The 18,883-nt window shown below is 69.3% G+C and carries 19 protein-coding genes; 12 read left to right on the forward strand and 7 right to left on the reverse strand.

Going from position 1 to position 18,883, the window contains the following annotated elements:
• Window positions 1-654, reverse strand: a complete 654-nt coding sequence (locus ED92_RS22965; protein ID WP_037341914.1) for an amino acid-binding protein — start codon at window positions 652-654, stop codon at window positions 1-3.
• 244 nt (window positions 655-898) lie between these two features.
• Between ED92_RS22965 and gatC the strand changes: the two genes are divergently transcribed.
• From gatC to ED92_RS22990, 5 genes are all read left to right on the forward strand, one after another.
• Window positions 899-1,198 (forward strand): Asp-tRNA(Asn)/Glu-tRNA(Gln) amidotransferase subunit GatC, encoded by a 300-nt coding sequence (gatC, locus tag ED92_RS22970; RefSeq protein WP_005162012.1) that lies wholly within the window; start codon window positions 899-901, stop codon window positions 1,196-1,198.
• Window positions 1,195-2,712, forward strand: coding sequence for an Asp-tRNA(Asn)/Glu-tRNA(Gln) amidotransferase subunit GatA (gene gatA / locus ED92_RS22975; RefSeq protein WP_037341916.1), 1,518 nt, complete (start codon window positions 1,195-1,197; stop codon window positions 2,710-2,712). Before gatC ends, gatA begins: the two co-directional genes overlap by 4 nt.
• The gene (gene gatB, locus ED92_RS22980) at window positions 2,709-4,214 is read left to right on the forward strand and encodes an Asp-tRNA(Asn)/Glu-tRNA(Gln) amidotransferase subunit GatB (RefSeq protein ID WP_037341920.1); all 1,506 of its coding nucleotides are present in this window, start codon (window positions 2,709-2,711) and stop codon (window positions 4,212-4,214) included. Before gatA ends, gatB begins: the two co-directional genes overlap by 4 nt.
• Complete coding sequence (locus tag ED92_RS22985) at window positions 4,207-4,716, forward strand: hypothetical protein (protein ID WP_037341922.1); 510 nt, start codon at window positions 4,207-4,209, stop codon at window positions 4,714-4,716. The genes gatB and ED92_RS22985 overlap by 8 nt, the downstream gene beginning before the upstream one ends.
• A 97-nt stretch (window positions 4,717-4,813) precedes the next feature.
• Window positions 4,814-6,211: a DUF6351 family protein gene (locus tag ED92_RS22990; RefSeq protein WP_037341924.1), complete on the forward strand. Its 1,398-nt coding sequence runs from the start codon at window positions 4,814-4,816 to the stop codon at window positions 6,209-6,211.
• 6 nt (window positions 6,212-6,217) lie between these two features.
• Here the strand turns inward: ED92_RS22990 and ED92_RS22995 are convergent, their stop codons facing one another.
• The gene (locus ED92_RS22995; protein WP_037341926.1) at window positions 6,218-7,441 is read right to left on the reverse strand and encodes a sorbosone dehydrogenase family protein; all 1,224 of its coding nucleotides are present in this window, start codon (window positions 7,439-7,441) and stop codon (window positions 6,218-6,220) included.
• Window positions 7,442-7,503: 62 nt separating this feature from the next.
• On the opposite strand from ED92_RS22995, the gene ED92_RS23000 reads away from it, so the two are divergent.
• The 3 genes from ED92_RS23000 (at window position 7,504) to ED92_RS23010 (ending at window position 9,886) form a co-directional block, all read left to right on the forward strand.
• Entirely contained in the window at window positions 7,504-8,409 is a 906-nt protein-coding gene (locus ED92_RS23000; RefSeq protein ID WP_037342561.1) for a 2-hydroxyacid dehydrogenase, read from the forward strand.
• 32 nt (window positions 8,410-8,441) lie between these two features.
• Window positions 8,442-9,266: a DUF72 domain-containing protein gene (locus ED92_RS23005; protein ID WP_037341927.1), complete on the forward strand. Its 825-nt coding sequence runs from the start codon at window positions 8,442-8,444 to the stop codon at window positions 9,264-9,266.
• A 77-nt stretch (window positions 9,267-9,343) separates the two neighbouring features.
• A complete protein-coding gene (locus tag ED92_RS23010) occupies window positions 9,344-9,886 on the forward strand; it encodes a DoxX family protein (protein WP_037341928.1) in 543 nt (180 codons plus the stop codon).
• A gap of 68 nt (window positions 9,887-9,954) precedes the next feature.
• Here the strand turns inward: ED92_RS23010 and ilvD are convergent, their stop codons facing one another.
• Window positions 9,955-11,799, reverse strand: coding sequence for a dihydroxy-acid dehydratase (ilvD, locus tag ED92_RS23015; RefSeq protein ID WP_037341930.1), 1,845 nt, complete (start codon window positions 11,797-11,799; stop codon window positions 9,955-9,957).
• A gap of 63 nt (window positions 11,800-11,862) precedes the next feature.
• Window positions 11,863-12,321 (reverse strand): PH domain-containing protein, encoded by a 459-nt coding sequence (locus tag ED92_RS23020; RefSeq protein ID WP_037341932.1) that lies wholly within the window; start codon window positions 12,319-12,321, stop codon window positions 11,863-11,865.
• Between the two features lie 320 nt (window positions 12,322-12,641).
• Between ED92_RS23020 and ED92_RS23025 the strand changes: the two genes are divergently transcribed.
• The 4 genes from ED92_RS23025 to ED92_RS23040 all read left to right on the forward strand — a co-directional run bounded on the left by ED92_RS23025 (window position 12,642) and on the right by ED92_RS23040 (window position 16,421).
• Window positions 12,642-14,516 (forward strand): acetolactate synthase large subunit, encoded by a 1,875-nt coding sequence (locus tag ED92_RS23025; RefSeq protein WP_037341934.1) that lies wholly within the window; start codon window positions 12,642-12,644, stop codon window positions 14,514-14,516.
• Window positions 14,513-15,019, forward strand: a complete 507-nt coding sequence (gene ilvN, locus ED92_RS23030) for an acetolactate synthase small subunit (RefSeq protein ID WP_005162051.1) — start codon at window positions 14,513-14,515, stop codon at window positions 15,017-15,019. The genes ED92_RS23025 and ilvN overlap by 4 nt, the downstream gene beginning before the upstream one ends.
• A gap of 37 nt (window positions 15,020-15,056) precedes the next feature.
• Entirely contained in the window at window positions 15,057-16,070 is a 1,014-nt protein-coding gene (ilvC, locus tag ED92_RS23035) for a ketol-acid reductoisomerase (RefSeq protein WP_037341937.1), read from the forward strand.
• A gap of 87 nt (window positions 16,071-16,157) precedes the next feature.
• Window positions 16,158-16,421 (forward strand): DUF397 domain-containing protein, encoded by a 264-nt coding sequence (locus tag ED92_RS23040; protein ID WP_037342562.1) that lies wholly within the window; start codon window positions 16,158-16,160, stop codon window positions 16,419-16,421.
• A 34-nt stretch (window positions 16,422-16,455) separates the two neighbouring features.
• Here the strand turns inward: ED92_RS23040 and ED92_RS23045 are convergent, their stop codons facing one another.
• The 3 genes from ED92_RS23045 to ED92_RS23055 form a co-directional block, all read right to left on the reverse strand.
• Window positions 16,456-16,791 carry a hypothetical protein gene (locus tag ED92_RS23045; protein ID WP_037341939.1) on the reverse strand — a complete coding sequence of 112 codons (336 nt, stop codon included), beginning with the start codon at window positions 16,789-16,791 and terminating at the stop codon, window positions 16,456-16,458.
• A gap of 122 nt (window positions 16,792-16,913) precedes the next feature.
• Window positions 16,914-17,795, reverse strand: a complete 882-nt coding sequence (locus ED92_RS23050) for a nuclear transport factor 2 family protein (RefSeq protein WP_037342564.1) — start codon at window positions 17,793-17,795, stop codon at window positions 16,914-16,916.
• Window positions 17,796-17,876: 81 nt separating this feature from the next.
• On the reverse strand, window positions 17,877-18,818 hold the full coding sequence (locus ED92_RS23055) for an NADP-dependent oxidoreductase (protein WP_037341940.1): 942 nt from the start codon (window positions 18,816-18,818) through the stop codon (window positions 17,877-17,879).
• Window positions 18,819-18,883 lie beyond the last annotated feature (65 nt).

Raw genomic sequence — 18,883 nt, forward strand, 5'->3', positions numbered from 1 at the left:
TCAGCTGTCCAGAACGACGGCGACGATCCCGGCGAAATGCGCCAACCGCGCCACCTCGGCGGCCCGGAAGTTCGGCCCGCCCGGCCGCGCGACCAGCAGCGCCTTGCCCGGCTTCCCCAGCGGCGTCGCCGCGAGCTCGGTCCCCAATTCCTTCCACGTCTCCGGCACCCACGCCTCTTCGGCGTCGAGGATGGTGGCGCGTTCCAGCGGCAGCCACGGCAGATCGGTGATCGGCGTTTCGGGAGCGGCGTTGGACGACGCCAGCCGGATCGCGCCGGCCTCGGCGTGCTCGACGACGACGGCCCAGCCCGCCCGGATGATCCTCGGCACACCTTCGGCGAGGATCTCCAGCCCCGAAGCGGGCTTCGCGGCGATCTCCTCGACCAGTTCGAGCTCACGATGGGTGTCCAGCACCCCGGCGTACGGCCGGACGGCGTCGACCTCGACCCCGTCGACGCTTTCGGCGGCGGTGATCAGCGCGTCCGGCAGCCTGCCGGAGGGGATTTCGACGACGAGGTCGTCGATGGCGACACCGCCGCCCCGTTCGACGACGTCCACGCTCAGGATGTCGGCGCCGACGGTGCCGAGCGCGGTGGCGACCGCGCCGAGGGTCCCCGGGGTGTCCGGTAATTGGACCCGGATCAGGAACGACACACGCGCCCCTCTCGCCTCAGGCGTCCCAGCCTCGCCGTGGAACGCGCTACGCCGGGCGCCGATTGTGACAGACCGGACGAGGTAATGGGACCCGACGTCCGGGGCGCGGGATAACGAACCAGGCACTCCTTACCCGACATGGGAGCGCAGGCCGCGGCATAACCCAATCGAGTCCGCCGACGCCGCCACCATAGACTTGCAGCTTCCGACAGAACCCGCACAGCACACCCCGGGAGTCACCCGCGTGCCCAACATTTCCCGCGACGAGGTCGCACACCTCGCCAAGCTGGCCAGGCTTGCCGTCACCGAAGAGGAGCTGGACGTCTTCGCAGGCCAGCTCGACCAGATCCTGGACTCGGTGGCCAAGGTGAGCGAGGTCGCAGGCGAGGACGTCCCGCCCACGTCGCACGCCGTGCCGCTGACCAACGTGTTCCGTGAGGACACGGTCCGACCGGGGCTGACCCAGCAGCAGGCGCTGGCCGGTGCGCCGGCCAGCGAAGAGGGTCGTTTCCGGGTGCCGCGGATTCTGGGAGAAGAACAGTGACCGAACTCATCAAGCTCACCGCCGCCGAGCTGGCGGAGAAGATCCAGTCCCGTGAGGTCTCGGCCGTCGAGGTCACCCAGGCCCACCTGGACCGGATCGCCGAGGTCGACGACCACATCCACGCGTTCCTGCACGTCGACACCGAGGGCGCGCTCGAAGCCGCCCGCGCGGTGGACGCCGACGTCGCCGAGGGCAAGGCGCCGAAGTCGGCCCTCGCCGGTGTCCCGCTGGCGCTCAAGGACGTGCTGACCACCAAGGGCATCCCGACCACGGTCGGTTCGAAGACCCTGGAGAACTGGCTCCCGCCGTACGACGCCACCGTGACGCGCAAGCTGCGCGAGGCCGGTGTCGTGGTGCTCGGCAAGACCAACATGGACGAGTTCGCGATGGGCTCCTCCACGGAGAACTCCGCGTTCGGCCCGACCCACAACCCGTGGGACCACGCCCGCATCCCGGGCGGTTCCGGCGGTGGCTCCTCGGCGTCCATCGCGGCGTTCGAGGCCGCGATCGCGATCGGCACCGACACCGGCGGCTCGATCCGCCAGCCCGGCGCGGTCACCGGCACCGTCGGCGTGAAGCCGACGTACGGCGGCGTCTCCCGCTACGGTCTCGTCGCCTTCTCCTCCTCGCTCGACCAGGCCGGTCCCTGCGCACGGACGGTGCTCGACGCCGCCTTGCTGCACGAGGTCATCGCCGGGTACGACCCGATGGACTCGACCTCGATCGACGCGCCGGTCCCGCCGGTGGTCGCCGCGGCCCGCCAGGGCCTGACCGGTGACCTCAAGGGCGTCCGCGTCGGCGTGGTGAAGGAATTCGCCGGCGACGGCTACCAGCCGGGCGTGTTGCGGTCGTTCGAGGCCGCCGTCGAGCAGCTGCGCGCGCTCGGCGCCGAGGTCGTCGAGGTCTCGTGCCCGAACTTCACCTACGCGCTGCCCGCGTACTACCTGATCGCGCCGAGCGAGTGCTCGTCGAACCTCGCCCGGTTCGACGCCATGCGCTACGGCCTGCGCGTGTCCGACGACGGCGCGCACAGCGCCGAAGAGGTCATGTCGCTGACCCGCGAGAAGGGTTTCGGTCCGGAGGTCAAGCGCCGCATCATGCTCGGCACGTACGCGCTTTCCTCGGGTTACTACGACGCGTACTACGGCTCGGCGCAGAAGGTCCGCACGCTCATCACGCGCGATTTCGAAGCCGCGTACGAAAAGGTGGACGTGCTGGTCTCGCCGACCACGCCGACCACGGCGTTCAAGATCGGCGAGCGCGTCGACGACCCGATGGCGATGTACCTGGCGGACCTCTGCACCATCCCGTCGAACCTCGCCGGCAACGCCGCGATGAGTGTCCCGAGTGGACTGTCGCATGAGGACGGCCTGCCGGTCGGCCTGCAGATCATGGCCCCGGCGATGGCCGACGACCGGCTGTACCGCGTCGGCGCCGCCTACGAGGTCGCGCGCGACGCCGCCAACGGTGGCTCGCTGGTGCACGAGGTTCCGGAGCTGGGAGGAAAGAAGTGACCGCCGTGGTTGAGTTGATGGACTACGCCGACGTCATCGAGCGGTTCGACCCGGTGCTGGGCCTCGAGGTGCACGTCGAGCTGAACACCAACACCAAGATGTTCTGCGGCTGCGCCAACGAGTTCGGCGGCGAGCCGAACACCAAGGTGTGCCCGACCTGTCTCGGCCTGCCCGGTTCGCTGCCGGTCGTGAACGGCAAGGCGGTCGAGGGCGCGATCCGCATTGGCCTCGCGCTCAACTGCGAGATCGCCGAATGGTGCCGCTTCGCCCGGAAGAACTACTTCTACCCGGACATGCCGAAGAACTTCCAGACGTCGCAGTACGACGAGCCGATCGCCTTCAACGGCTACCTCGACGTGACGCTGGACGACGGCGAGGTCGTGCGAGTCGAGATCGAGCGCGCGCACATGGAGGAGGACACCGGCAAGTCGCTGCACGTCGGCGGCGCCACCGGGCGGATCCACGGCGCCGAGCACTCGCTGCTCGACTACAACCGCGCCGGCGTGCCGCTGATCGAGATCGTCACCAAGCCGATCGAGCACACCGGCGGCCGCGCCCCCGAGGTCGCCCGCGCGTACGTGAGCGCCCTGCGGGACCTGCTGCGCGCGCTGGACGTTTCCGACGTCCGCATGGACCAGGGTTCCCTGCGCTGCGACGCGAACGTTTCGCTGATGGCCAAGGACGCGACCGAGTTCGGCACGCGCACCGAGACCAAGAACGTCAACTCGCTGCGCAGCGTCGAGCGCGCCGTGCGCTACGAGATGACCCGCCAGGCGGCGATCCTCGCCGAGGGCGGTTCCATCAAGCAGGAGACGCGGCACTTCCAGGAGGCCGACGGCACCACGTCGTCGGGCCGCACCAAGGAGACCGCCGAGGACTACCGGTACTTCCCGGAGCCCGACCTGGTCCCGATCGCGCCGTCGCGCGAATGGGTCGAGGAGCTGCGCAAGACGCTGCCGGAGATGCCGTCGGAGCGCCGCAAGCGCATCCAGCGGGAGTGGAACCTGACCGACGAGGCGCTGCGCGACCTGCTCAACGTCGGCGCGGTCGACCTGGTCGCCGCGACCGTCGAGGCGGGGGCGACGCCGGACGAGGCCCGCAGCTGGTGGGTCAACACGCTGGCGCAGGAGGCCAACTCCCGTGAGATCGAGCTGGCCGAGCTGGCGATCACCCCGGCGCAGCTGGCCGAGGTCATCGCGCTGGTCAACGCCGGTGAGCTGACCAACAAGCTGGCCAAGGAGGTCGTGCAGGGCGTGCTCGCCGGCGAGGGTTCGCCGTCCGAGGTCGTCGAGAAGCGCGGTCTGAAGGTCGTCTCCGACGACTCCGCGCTCATCGCGGCGGTCGACGAGGCGCTGGCCGCGCAGCCCGACGTCGCCGAGAAGATCCGCGGCGGCAAGGTGGCCGCGGCCGGGGCGATCGTCGGCGCGGTCATGAAGGCCACCAAGGGCCAGGCCGACGCCAAGCGTGTGCGCGAACTGATCGTCGAGCGAGTCGGTGCCTGATCTCGCTCTGAAGAAGGTCACCTGGCGTGAGTGGCTCGGCCTCGCGGCCGGGCTGCTCGCGCTGGTGGCCTTGTTCCTTCCGTGGACGACGCTGACCGCCTCGCGCCCGGAAATCGAAGACGTGCTGAGCACGTTGCCCGCCACCGACGTCACGCGTGACGCGTGGCGTTCGGGTTTCCTCGCTTGGGCGCCGGTGTTCCTCCTGTTCCTTCCCGGTCTCGCGGTCGTGCTGTTCGGCCGTGTCGACGCCGTCCGCCGGGCGGGCCTGCCGCATCTGTGGCTGATGGCGGCCATCGGCGCGCTGCTGCTGATGGTGCTCGGCTGGACCACCCTCGACTGGCAGTTCGACGCCGACCAGCGCGGGATCCTTTCCGCCGCCGGAATCGAGATCGGGACCGGCCTCGGCCGCTATCTCGGCCTGGTGGTCGCCGTGGTCTCCGTCGTCGTGGCGTTCTTCGACGTCCGGCGCCTGCGTGCCGAGACCCGCACCCGCCGTCCCTGAGTCCCCACCTCTCTCGCGTTTAGTCCTCTGAATGCGAAAGGGAGGGCGCTTGCGAACGCCTTGACATGTGACCATTTGGTCACCTATTTTGTCCTGCATGACCACTTCACGCAGGACACTCGTCACCGTGCTCGTCGCAGTTCTCCTCGGCGCGCTGTTCACCGCCGCGCCCGCGGCCGCCAAGGAGCGCCACCGGATTCACGAGGGCACCATCGACGGCGCCGACTATCTGGTCAAAGTGCCGAAACGCTGGAACGGCACGCTGGTGCTCTACAGCCACGGGCTCTACGTGGACCCGTGGAAGCCGGCGCGGATCATGCTGGCCACCAGACCCGAGACCGAGTCTTGGCTGCTGGACCAGGGTTACGCGCTGGCCGCGTCGAACTACAAGGGCACCTTCGGGCACGCGATCGAAGAAGCCTTGACCGACCAGATCGCGCTGCTCGATTGGTTCGAGGCGAACGTGGGCAAACCGCGGCGGACGATCACGAGCGGAATGTCCATGGGCGCCGTGATCTCCTTGAAGCTGGCCGAGAACAACCCGGGCCGGTTCGACGGTGTCCTGGCGCAGTGCGGCGAGTACGACGCGCACGGCACGTGGAACAGCGCGCTGGACATGCTCTTCGCGCTCAAGACGCTGCTGGCGCCGGACGCGGACATCGACCTGGTCCGGCCGCGTGATCCGCAGGCCGCGCAGGCGGCACTCGAAGCCGTCGTGGCCGAAGCGCAGAAGACCGACGCGGGCCGGGCGCGGATCGCACTGGCCGGTGCGCTGGGCACCGTCCCGGGCTGGGCACTCGCACACGAGCCGGAGCCGACGGCGTCCGCCGACCGTCTGGCCCAGCAGGCGATGTGGGTCACCGGCGCCTATCTGTACGGCTACGGACCGGGTGCGCGTCCCGAAATCGAGCGCCGGGCAGGCGGGAACCCGTCGTCGAACACCGGGATCGACTACCGGCGTCAGCTCGTCCGGTCCGCCGGTCTCGACCTGGTGCGGCAGGCATACCGGACGGGCGGAGTGGATCTGGACGCCGACCTCGACCGGCTCGCCGCGGCTCCGCGGATTTCGGCGGATCCGAAGGCCCAGGCCTACATGCAGCGCTTCACCGTGGCGCGCGGCACCACGCCGTCACCCGTGCTGACCACGCACACCACCGGTGACGGCGGCGCCGTGGCGGGCCAGGCCCGGTGGTACGGCGACCAGGTCCGGCGCGACGGCGATCCCGCTCTGCTGCGGCAGACCTACGTGAACCGGGGCGGGCACTGCTCGTTCAACGCGGCCGAGGAGATCGTCCTGCTGCGCACCCTGCTGTCCCGGGTGGACACCGGCCGCTGGCCGTCCACCGAACCGCACCGCCTCACCGCCGCGGCGAACGCGCTGGGCTCGGGCTACCGGCTCGTGCCGGAGCTGTTCGACCCGCAGGGCAAGGAAAAGGCGATGCCGCCGTCGTTCACCCGGTTCGCACCGGCGCCCCACCCGCGGCCGTCCCGCTAGGACCGCTCAGTCCTTGCCGCCCCCGCCGGAACTGGCCGACGGCGTGATGATGACGACGCGGTCGTCGCTCGAAACCGGGGAACCGCCGTCCTTGTTGACCGTTCCGGCGAGCGCGATCTGCGGGTTGACCATGCTCATCGCGGACAGCCTGCCGAAGGTCTTCGGCGGCTTGCCGACCTTGCCGTCCATGACGACGTTGGGCTTGCCGGTCACCGCCCCGTCCGGGGTGACCGGCAGGTTCTGCAGGTTGCCCGCGATGGACGTGGTGATCGAGAGATACCCGGTGGAGCCGACGAAATCCGCGCACCCCGCGACACCGGGTTTGTCGGTCCAGCTCCAGGCCGGGGTGGTCAGCGGCTGGCCGCCGCGAAGCCGGTACAGGACGTCCTTGTCGGCCAGCCGGTCGGTGAGCCACACGCGGGAACCGGCCTGGTCGCGGCAGATCCCGCCGGGGGAGTGCACGCCGGTGGAGAAGACCGCGGAACCCGCCGTGGGGTTGCCCGGCGCCGGTTTGCCGGAGGTGTCGATGCGCAGCACCTTCCCGGCCAGCGACGCCGGATCGGCCGCGAGCCCGGGGTTCCCCGCGTCGCCGGTGGCGACCAGGAGCGCGCCCTTCGCGTCGGTGCCGATCGCGCCGCGGTTGCCGGTGGCCCCCTTGGGGATCCCGGTCAGCACCGGTTTCGGCGCCTGGCCCTTCGCCAGGCGGACGACCCGGTTGTCGGTCGGGGTGGTGATGTAGGCGAAGACGAGCTGGTCTTCGGCGAACCCGGGGGAGAGGGCGAGCGAGGTGAGGCCGCCGTCGCCGGAACCGTCCACGGGGACGGTCGCCCAGTCGGCCGGGTCCTTCTCCGCGGCGGCGAGCAGGATCCGGCCGCTCTTGCGTTCTCCGGCGAGCGCGCTCGGCGCGGTGCCGTCGCCGGGGATCGCGGCCACGGCGGCGACGGTGTCCAGGCAGGTCGCGATGACGGCCTTGTCGAAGTCCTTGCAGCCCTGCGGCGGCGGGACCGGCGTCGGCGCCTGGTTCGGCCCGTTTCCCCGGCCGGGACCGGCGTCGCCCGCTTCACCGCCCGGCCCGACCTGCGGCGGGACCTCGGGGGACGGCGGGTTGACCGGGGTGAACTTCTGCCCGGCGGCGGTGTTGTCGAATTCGGCGCAACCGGAGAGCATCAGGGCGCCGCAGGCCAGTATGGCCAGCGGCGCGGTCCATTTCCGCCGGTACCGGGTACGCACGGGCCCAGCCTAGGTGGGCGTACGTGAGCCACGGGTAAGAGCTCCTCGATACCGTGGTGATCATGACTGTGACCGTTCTCGTGCCCGACGAAGAGGGAGTGGCCGCGCTTTCGGAGATCGAGGGCGTGCGTCCGGTGGTGTACCGCCGCGGCGAGCCGGTGCCCGCCGAAGCCGCCGAGGCCGAGGTCCTCGTGACCGGCGAGGGGCCCAGCGAGGAACTCTGGCGCGAACTGCCGAACGTCAAACTCGTGCAGCTGCTGGCGGCGGGCGCCGAGGACTGGGTCGGCAAGGTGCCGGACGGTGTGCTGCTCTCGACCTGCCGCGGCGCGCACGGCGGAAGCTCGGCCGAGTGGGTCGTCGCGGTCCTCTTGACCATCTACCGGGACCTCGGCGGTTTCGCCGACGGCCACCGGCGGAAGCACTGGGAACGCCGGATCACCGACACCCTGCAGGGCAAACGGGCACTCATCGTCGGCGCGGGCGACCTCGGCAGGCATCTGCGCCGACGGCTGGAGACGTTCGACGTGCGCTGCACGATGGTGGGCGCGACGGCCCGCGAGGGTGTCCACGGCAACGACGAACTCCCCGGGCTGCTGCCCGACCACGACATCACCGTCCTGATGGTGCCGCTCACGCCGCATACGCGGGGCATGGTCGACGCGGAGTTCCTGGCCGCGATGCCGGACGACGCGATCCTCGTCAACGTGTCGAGGGGGCCGGTCGTGGACACCGGCGCGCTCGTCGCGGAACTCGCGTCGGGACGGCTGCGCGCCGCTCTCGACGTCACCGACCCGGAGCCCCTGCCCGAGGGGCATCCGCTGTGGGACGTGCCGGGACTGCTGCTGACACCGCACGTCGCGGGCGCCGTGAGCGGGCGGCGGCAGCGTGCCTACGCGGTGGTGGTGCGGGAACTGAGCCACTATCTGGGCGGGGAGTTGCCGAAGAACCTGGTCCACGGCGAATACTGATCGGCGTGGCGAATCTTCATGTCGGCTGCGCGATGTGGACGCACAAGGCGTGGGCGGGCCGGTTCGTGCCGCGGTCGTCGCCCGCCGGGGAACGCCTGCGGGCCTACGCCGGCTGGTGCAACGCGGTCGAGGGCAACACGACCTTCTACGCGACCCCCGCGAGGGAAACCGTCGAGACGTGGGCGCGGCAGACCGGTCCCGGTTTCCGGTTCGTGGTCAAGCTGCCCAAGGTCGTCACGCACGAGAAACGGCTCGCCGGGGTCGAGACCGAGATGCGGGCGTTCCTCGACGCGATCGAACCCCTCGGTGAGCGGGCGGTCCTGTGGACCCAGCTGCCCGGCTCGTTCGGCCCGTCGGACGTCGACGCCCTCGGCCGCTTCCTGCGTCGTCTCCCCGCCGGTCTCCGGCGCGCCGTGGAGGTGCGTCACCCGGAGTTCTCCAGCGACACCCGCGCGACGGCGTTGCTGGAGACGGCGCTGGCCGGCGCTGGTGCCGAGTGGGTGCCGTTCGACACCACGGTCTTCTTCGCGAGTCCGCCGGTCAGCGAAGCCGAACAGGACGCCTGGGCGAAGAAACCCCGGCTGCCGCGGCGGACGCGGGCGCTCACCGATCGCCCGATCGTCCGCTACCTGGGCCGCGACGCGACCGAAGTGACCGTCGAGGGATGGCGGCCGTGGACCGAGGTGGTCGCCGGATGGCTGCGGGAGGGCCGGTCGCCGACGGTCTTCGTGCACACTCCCGACAACGACGACGCGCCGGCGCTCGCCCGCCGCTTCCACGACGACGTGCGCGCCCTGGTGCCCGGGCTCGACCCGCTGCCGGAGCCCGAACCGGTCGAGCCCGCGACCTTGTTCTGAGCCGCTCCGGCGGTTCGGTCGCCTGACGGGCCGGTTTCCCCTACCCTTCGCGCGTGAGCGATGACTATCAGACCAGCATGATCTCGGACGTGGCCGACGCCGACAGCGGCCCCGGCCCGGCGGAGACCAGGGGCGGGATCGATCTCGGTCTGCTCGTCCTGCGAGTGGTGCTCGGCGTGACGATGGGCGCGCACGGCCTCCAGCACCTCTTCGGTGCCTTCGGCGGCCCTGGGGTCGGTGGCTTCGCCAGGGCACTCGGCGAGCTCGGCTACACCAGCCAGACCACGTTGCTTTCGTGGATCACCGGGATCAGCGAGGTGGTCGGCGGCGCGCTCGTGCTGGTGGGCCTGTTCACCCCGATCGGTGCCGCCGCGCTGCTCGGCGTCTGCGCGAACATCGTCTACGTGAAGTTCGGCGGCGGGTTCTTCCAGAAGCAGGGGCAGGGCTTCGAGTTCGAACTCCTGCTGGCCGCGGCTTCGCTGACCGTCCTGCTCGCGGGCTCCGGGCGGATCGCGCTGGACGTCAACACCCCGTGGCGGAAGCGGCCGCTTTCGTTCGGGTTGATCGGGTTGCTCCTGTCGGCGGCCGCCTCGGTCGTGGTGATCGTCCTCTGCCGCTGACGGCTCGCATTTAGAGGACTAAATGCGCTCGTTGCGCATTTAGTCCTCTAAATGCATGCTTGTGACCGCTACTTGTTCGGGTCCCGGACGGCGCCGGTGTCGGCCGAAGTCGCCATCCGCGCGTAGGCCCGCAACGCGGCGGTGATCTTCCGGTCCCGCGAGACCGGCTGCCACGGCCGCTCGCTCGCCTCCATCTTCGCGCGCCGCTCGGCGAGCACGTCCTCGTCGACGAGCAGTTCGAGCCGCCGCTCGTGGACGTCGAGCAGGATCCGGTCGCCGTTCTGGACCAGGCCGATCGCCCCGCCCGCGGCGGCCTCGGGCGAGATGTGCCCGACCGAGATGCCCGACGAGCCGCCGGAGAACCGGCCGTCGGTGATCAGCGCGCATTTCTTGCCCAGCCCCGAGCCCTTGAGGAACGCCGTCGGGTGCAGCATCTCCTGCATCCCCGGGCCGCCCGCCGGGCCTTCGTAGCGGATCACCAGCACCTCGCCGGGCTGGATCTCCTTCTTGAGGATGGCCGAGACCGCCTCCTCCTGGCTTTCCAGCACCCGCGCCGGGCCCTCGAAATGCCACAGTTCCTCGTCGATACCCGCCGACTTGATCACGGCGCCGTTCTCGGCGAGGTTGCCGCGCAGGATCGCGAGCCCGCCGTCCTTGGTGTAGGCGTGCTCGACGTCGTGGATGCAGCCGCCGGCGGCGTCGGTGTCCAAAGAGGACCAACGGTTCTCGGTGGAGAACGCCTCGGTGGTGCGGACCCCGCCCGGAGCGGCGTGGAACAGTTCGATCGCCCGCTCCGACGGCTCCTCCGCGCGAATGTCCCAAGTGGACAGCCACGACTCCAGATCCGGCGAGTGCACGGAGTGGACGTCGGTGTTCAGCAGCCCGCCGCGGTGCAGTTCGCCGAGGATGGCCGGGATTCCGCCCGCCCGGTGGACGTCCTCCATGTGGTAGTCCGAGTTCGGCGCGACCTTCGACAGGCACGGCACGCGGCGGCCGATGGCGTCGATGTCGTCGATGGTGAAATCGACCTCGCCCTCCTGCGCGGCGGCGAGGATGTGCAGCACCGTGTTGGTCGAACCGCCCATCGCCATGTCGAGGGCCATCGCGTTCTCGAACGCCTTCTTCGACGCGATCGAGCGCGGGAGCACGGACTCGTCGTCCTGCTCGTACCAGCGCTTGCACAGCTCGACGACCGTGCGCCCGGCGTCCTCGAAGAGCGCCCGGCGGGCTGCGTGCGTGGCGAGGGTGGAGCCGTTGCCCGGCAGGGAGAGCCCGAGCGCCTCGGTGAGGCAGTTCATCGAGTTCGCGGTGAACATGCCCGAGCACGAACCACAGGTCGGGCAGGCCGAACGCTCCACAATGGACAGCCCGTCCTCGTCGACCTCGCTGCTGGCCGACGCGGCGATCGCGGTGATGAGGTCGGTCGGCGCCTGCGCGACCCCGCCGACGACCACGGCCTTCCCGGCCTCCATCGGTCCACCCGAGACGAACACCACCGGGATGTTCAGCCGCATGGCGGCGTTCAGCATGCCCGGGGTGATCTTGTCGCAGTTGGAGATGCAGACCAGCGCGTCGGCCTGGTGCGCGTTCACCATGTACTCGACGGAGTCGGCGATGATCTCGCGCGAGGGCAGCGAGTAGAGCATTCCGCTGTGCCCCATGGCGATCCCGTCGTCGACGGCGATCGTGTGGAACTCGCGGGCGACACCGCCCGCCTCCTTCACCGCGCCGGCCACGATCTCGCCGAGGTCCTTGAGGTGCACGTGCCCCGGCACGAACTGGGTGTAGGAGTTCGCGATGGCGACGATCGGCTTGCCGAAGTCGCTGTCGGTCATTCCGGTGGCGCGCCAGAGCGAGCGCGCGCCCGCCGCGTTGCGGCCGTGGGTGGTGGTCCGGGAACGGAGTTGAGGCACGGCTGACTCCAAGGTTCGGGATGGGGACCAGGGCGAACGAGCGCCAAACTGGTCCTACCAATCCTACTCCCCGGAATCGTCGCGCTTTTCCGGAGCCTCGGCCAGGTCGTCGGTCAGCCCGGAGGGATCGGCCATCCGCCCCGCGCTGACCAGCGAGATCACCGGAAGATGGCGGGTGCGCACGGCGGGCAGGGCGACCTTGGTCTCGTCCTTCAGCACCGCCTGCACCTTCGCCTTGTCAGTGATGGCGAGGCCCTTGAGGGAGGTCCACGGCAGATCCTTCCGCCCGAACATCGTCCGCACCTCCAGCCCCTCGGCCGTCGCCGTCGTGCGGGTCCGGATGACGAACACCGCCAGCGCGATCGGGAAGAGGTAGAGCCACTGGAGATACGGCACGTCGCCGAACGCGACAGGCGTCACACAAACGACGAGGAAAGCGATCGCCAGCAATGCCGTGTTCGGGATTTTGAAGACGGCCTTGCGGTCCTCGTTCGCCTGTTCCCGCTGCTTTTCTTCTGCCACGTCAAAGATGGTGCACCGCGGCCTCCGTGGCCCCGAACGCGGGTCGCACCACGCGCCGAAGGTGTCCAGCATGCGGAATCGCCGTCCCGCAGAGTTGACACTCTTGACGGCGACCGGCTAGCTTCACTCTCGTGACAACGCAGACCGGCCTCGTACTTCCCAAGCGCGTCGACGCTTAGGGAAGTCTCCGCTGCGTCGACGCGCGACCCTCGTGCGACCACTCCGGTCGGCGGGGGTTTTTTGTTGCCTGGAACAATTTCACTGCCGAACCAGCCAATGAATACCCGAACGAGTGACTAGACAAGACGAGGCAAACAGCGATGACTAGTGCCACCTCGCGAGCTGATGCGAACTCCGGTACCACCGGTGCCCGACCCAAGCCGGCGCCGCCCGCCGGGACCCCGGTGCGGGTCACGGGCGCGCAGTCGCTCGTCCGCTCGCTCGAGGCGGTGGGCGCGGAGGTCGTGTTCGGTATTCCCGGCGGCACCATTCTCCCGGCGTACGACCCGCTGCTCGACTCGACGAAGGTCCGCCACGTCCTGGTCCGTCACGAACAGGGCGCCGGGCACGCCGCCACCGGGTACGCGCAGGCGACCGGCAAGGTCGGCGTGTGCATGGCCACCTCCGGTCCCGGCGCCACCAACCTGGTCACCCCGCTGGCCGACGCGAACATGGACTCGGTGCCCGTCGTCGCCATCACCGGACAGCAGTCCCGCGCGCTGATCGGCACGGACGCCTTCCAGGAAGCCGACATCTGCGGCATCACAATGCCGATCACCAAGCACAACTTCCTGGTCACCGACCCGGCGGACATCCCGCGCACCATCGCGGAGGCGTTCCACCTCGCCTCGACCGGCCGTCCCGGCCCGGTCCTGGTGGACATCCCCAAGGACGTCCTGCAGGAGATGACCTCCTTCTCCTGGCCGACGGAGATGCGCCTGCCGGGCTACCGGCCCACGCTGCGCCCGCACGGCAAGCAGGTCCGCGAAGCCGCGCGGCTGATCAGCAAATCGCGGCGCCCGGTCCTCTACGTCGGCGGCGGCGTGGTCAAGGCCGACGCCTCGCGCCAGCTGATGGAACTGGCCGAACTGACCGGCATCCCCGTCGTCACCACGCTGATGGCGCGCGGCGCGTTCCCCGATTCGCACCCGCAGCACCTCGGCATGCCGGGGATGCACGGTTCGGTCGCCGCGGTCGCCGCGATGCAGCGGGCGGATCTGCTGATCGCCCTCGGCGCCCGCTTCGACGACCGCGTCACCGGGCAGCTGTCCTCTTTCGCGCCGGACGCCGCCGTCGTCCACGCCGACATCGACCCCGCCGAGATCTCCAAGAACCGCAAGGCGGACGTGCCGATCGTCGGTGACTGCGCGGAGATCATCACCGAGCTGATCGAGGCCGTCCGCGCCGAGACCGACAAGTCCGCGAAGCCGGACCTGAAGGACTGGTGGACGCAGGCGAGCGCCTGGCGCGACGACTACCCGGCCGGTTACGAGTGGCCCGAGGACGGGACGCTCTCGCCGCAGTACGTCATCGAGCGCATCGGTTCGCTCGTCGGCCCGGACGCGGTCTACACCGCGGGCGTCGGCCAGCACCAGATGTGGGCCGCGCAGTTCGTGAAGTACGAGAACCCGCGCACCTGGATCAACTCGGGCGGCCTCGGCACGATGGGCTTCGCCGTCCCCGCCGCGATGGGCGCCAAGTTCGGCGTGCCGGACAAGCAGGTCTGGGCCATCGACGGCGACGGCTGTTTCCAGATGACGAACCAGGAACTGGCCACCTGCGCCATCGAAGGCGCGCCGATCAAGGTCGCCGTCATCAACAACGGCAACCTCGGCATGGTCCGCCAGTGGCAGAACCTCTTCTACTCCGAGCGGTACTCCAACACCGATCTCGGTACCCACAAGCACCGCATCCCCGACTTCACCCTCCTCGCGGAGGCGCTCGGCTGCGCCGGGCTCCGCTGCGAGACCAAGGAGGACGTCGACGCCACCATCCGGCGCGCCATGGAGATCAACGACCGCCCCGTCGTGATCGATTTCGTGGTGGGGAAGGATGCCCAGGTGTGGCCCATGGTGGCCGCGGGCACCGGTAACGACGAAATCATGGCCGTGCGCGGGATCCGCCCGCTCTTCGACGACGACGAGGTCGCCGCCGAGGCGGAGCTGAACGCCGCGACAGAAGGAGACGCCCGATGAGCGTGCACACCCTGAGCGTTCTGGTCGAGAACAAGCCCGGTGTCCTCGCGCGGGTTTCCGGACTGTTCTCCCGGCGGGGTTTCAACATCGAATCCCTCGCCGTCGGGCCCACGGAGAATCCCGAGGTGTCCCGGATGACGATCGTGGTCGCCGTTGAGGAGCTACCGCTCGAACAGGTGACCAAGCAGCTCAACAAGCTGGTCAACGTCATCAAGATCGTGGAATTGGAAAAGTCCACAGCCGTGCAGCGTGAACTGCTGCTCGTGAAGGTCCGGGCCGACAACACCGTGCGCAGCCAGGTCCTCGAAACAGTGCAGTTGTTCCGCGCGAAGGTGGTGGACGTGTCTCCCGAGGCGCTCACCGTCGAAGCCACCGGGACCTCGGACAAGATCGGTGCCCTGCTCCGGATGCTGGAGCCCTATGGCATCCGTGAACTGGTCCAGTCCGGCATGGTCGCGGTCGGCCGGGGCTCCCGCTCGATCACCGCCACCTCCGCTCGATAACTTTGTTCGTAAGTCAGGAAAGGAAGTAGTACCCCTCATGGCAGTGGAAATCTTTTACGACGACGACGCGGACCTTTCGATCATCCAGGGTCGCAAGGTCGCCGTGATCGGCTACGGCAGCCAGGGCCACGCGCACTCGCTGAGCCTGCGCGACTCCGGCGTCGACGTCCGCATCGGCCTGCCCGAGGGCTCGAAGTCGCGGGCCAAGGCCGAGGAGCAGGGTCTCCGCGTGCTCACCCCGGCCGAGGCCAGCGCCGAAGCCGACCTGATCATGATCCTCGCGCCGGACACGAAGCAGCGCTTCATCTACGAGCAGGACATCGCGCCGAACCTCAAGGACGGCGACGCGCTCTTCTTCGGGCACGGCTTCAACATCCGCTACGACCTGATCAAGCCGCCGGCAGGCGTCGACGTCGCCATGGTCGCCCCGAAGGGCCCGGGCCACCTGGTCCGCCGTCAGTTCGTCGACGGCAAGGGCGTCCCGGCGCTCATCGCGGTCGAGCAGGACGCCTCCGGCAACGCGCAGGCGCTCGCGCTCTCCTACGCGGCCGCCATCGGTGGCGCCCGCGCCGGTGTCATCAAGACGACCTTCACCGAGGAGACCGAGACCGACCTCTTCGGCGAGCAGGCCGTGCTCTGCGGTGGCGCCTCCGCGCTGGTGCAGACCGGTTTCGAGGTGCTCACCGAGGCCGGCTACGCCCCGGAGATCGCCTACTTCGAGGTGCTGCACGAGCTGAAGCTGATCGTCGACCTCATGTACGAGGGCGGCATCGCGCGTCAGCGCTACTCGATCTCCGACACCGCCGAGTACGGCGACCTGACCCGCGGCCCGCGCGTCATCTCGCCGGCGGTCAAGGAAGAGATGAAGAAGATCCTCGGCGAGATCCAGGACGGCACGTTCGCCCGCGAATGGGTCGCCGAGGACGAGGCCGGGCGGCCGAACTTCACCAAGCTCGAGGAGCAGGGCAACCAGCACCCGATCGAGGAGACCGGCAAGAAGCTGCGCGACCTGATGTCGTGGGTGGACCGGCCGATCACCGAAACCGCCTAGTTCTCTGGCTGAAGGGGCCCTTCACCGCATGCGATGTGGTGAAGGGCCCCTTCGTTTTGCGTACCGGAAAGCGATAGCGTGGGCACCATGAGTGAGCAGCCGGTGGACGACAAGGCGCATATCCGGCCCGACCTGGACCTGAGCGACGCGGTGTGGATCCGGGGTGAACCGGAAGGCGCGAACCTCAAGGACGCCGTCGAGTACGCGCTGGTGCCGCACGTCGACGGGGTCACCTACACCGCGATGCGCCGGGTCGTCGAACCCGACGGTCACCTGCTCGTGTTCACACCTACTGAATGGGACGCGTTCTTGAAAGGCGTCCGGGACGGCGAATTCGATCTGCCTGCCTAGACCGGATGCCCGGGGCCGCTTTCCCGTGGTCTGATCAGTCCGGGTAGTCCACGCTCATTCCCCGCAGGTTCGTGGTGTCCGCGGGACAGTTCACCTTCGATTCCTCGTTCCTGTTCGCCCACGGGCCGAAGTACCACTGGTAGGTGGGCCGGGTGTAAGTGCGGCACTCCGCCGCGGCTCGATGTGCGCGTTGAGTGCATTTCGACGAAACCGCCCAGGAACCTGTGCTCCGCCATACCTTGCAGTCGGGTGGGATGGCCTGGGTCGACGCGGACACGGCCGGTGCCGCCGTCACCAGAAGGCCGGCCGCGATCGCCATCGCCGCCGCGACCGGCCTTCCCGCGCGTGCCTTCGATCGGATTCTCTTCATCGAGTCCTCCCTCAAAGTGGTGAGTCCGGAGGATCCGGACTCACCACCGGGTTCACGCGCTTGCCGACGAGGTCGTTGCCGCCCGGCGGGCATGGTCACCCGGATGGAGCCGCCCCGTCCGGCTAGACCCGGGAAATCAGCTCGTCGAGCCGGCCGGTCGCGGCCGCGATGGCGAGATGGTCGGCGTAGTCGCGCGATTCGACGATCAGTCCGTCGCGTACGCGCAGCACGAAGATGTTGGAAACGCGGAATTCCGCGCTGCCGCCCGCCGTCCCCTGGTAGTCGAACTCGCCGATCACGACCTCAGGGTCGAGGGTTTCGTGGATCACCAGATCACGGACCTGGAACCGGACCTCGCCCCGCTCTCCGAACTTGAAATGCTCACGCAGGTCTTCCCTCGATTTCAGGGTCTCCGCGCCGGGCAGAAACGGGTGCGTGACATGGGTTTCCTCGGCGTAGAGCTCCGGCAAACCGGCCCAGTCGCCGTCCGCGACACCGTAGGCGAGCCGTTCGAAAACGCCGCGCGGGCTCTTCGGATCCGCCGTCGACGCCGGGCGCGGCGGCACCGGCGTGAGCTCGCGCTCCGCGGTTTCGAAGCCCTTCTTCAGCTTCTCCAGGCCATTCTGTGCCGCGATGAGCGGCAGGTAGTCGTGGTAGTCGCGTGAATGGACGATGAGCCCGTCGCGCACGCGGAGCAGCTGGATGTTGGCGATGTCGAAGGACTTTCCGGTGTCCAGTGCCTCGCCGACATTGCGGTACTCGGCGACGATCACCTCTGGGTCGGTTGTCCCGTGAATCAGGACATCCGCCCTGTCCATGCGCACGTTCAGGCCGCCGCCGAAGTTCTTCCGTAGAGTCTCGCGACCCTCGTACCTGGACGGTACCGGTGGTCGCTGCGGGTTTTCGACGATGGCGTCTTCGGCGTAGAGCGCGAAAATCTCGTCCCAGCGCCGAGCGGTGATGCGTTCGGAAAGCGCGTCGAAGACGTCGCGGGGTGTGGTCATGAGGGTCTCCCAGGAGAACATAAACGGAGTCTGTAGTCCGCCTTTGACGATACGGACTACAGACTCCACTTGTCCACCGGGTCATTCCACGACGGAGAGCACGACCTTCCCCGTGGTCTTGCCCGTCGCCACGAGTTCTTGGGCCTTCGCGGCCTCTTCCAGCGGGAACACCGAGTCGATGGTCGGCTTGAGCCGGCCGCTGTCGACGAGTTCGGCCAGCGCGAGCAGGCCGGTGCGGTCCGGTTCGGCGAGGGTGAACCCGGCGATGACGCCGGCGGCATCGGCCAGTTCCGGCAGCCGCTCGTCGTTCGTGCGGGTGAGCTGGACGAGCCTCCCGCCGCGGCGCAGCGTCTTGAGCGATCGGGGTCCGTACTCCAGGCCGATCGTGTCGAGCACGACGTCGACGTCGCGGACCTCGTCGGCGAAATCCGTCGTGCGGTAGTCGACGAGTTCGTCCGCGCCGAGTCCGCGGAGGAACTCGTGTTTGGCCGCGCTGGCCGTCCCGATCACGTACGCGCCGCGCGCCTTGGCGATCTGGACCGCGAGATGTCCGACCCCGCCCGCCGCCGCGTGGATCAGGACCCGTTGCCCCGGCTGGAGATCCGCCGTGTCGACGAGGCTCTGCCAGACGGTCAGCCCCGCGAGCGGGACCGCGGCCGCGTGCACGTGGTCCAAAGTGGACGGTTTACGCGCGAAGTGACGGCTCGGCGCGGCGACGTATTCGGAGTACGCGCCCGCCTGGAACGGGAACGACGGCATGCCGAAGACCTCGTCGCCGGGGGAGAAGAGGGAAGCGCCCGCGCCGACCTCCTCGACCACGCCGGACACGTCCCAGCCGAGGATGAACGGCGGATCACCCATCGGGCCGATGCCGCCGGTCTCGCGGGTCTTCCAGTCGACCGGGTTGACGCCGGCGGCGTGCACCCGGACCAGGATCTGGGTCGGGCCCGGGGTGGGTCTTGCGACGTCGACGAGTTCGAGGACTTCGGGGCCGCCCAGGCGGTTTTGGCTGATCGCTCGCATGGGTCCATTGTTCGGCGAGCGTCGTACTTTCGGCGAGGGTCCGGCGGGCCAGGGGGCGTCAGGAT

It is taken from the genome of Amycolatopsis sp. MJM2582, from assembly GCF_000754115.1.
GTDB lineage: Bacteria > Actinomycetota > Actinomycetes > Mycobacteriales > Pseudonocardiaceae > Amycolatopsis > Amycolatopsis japonica.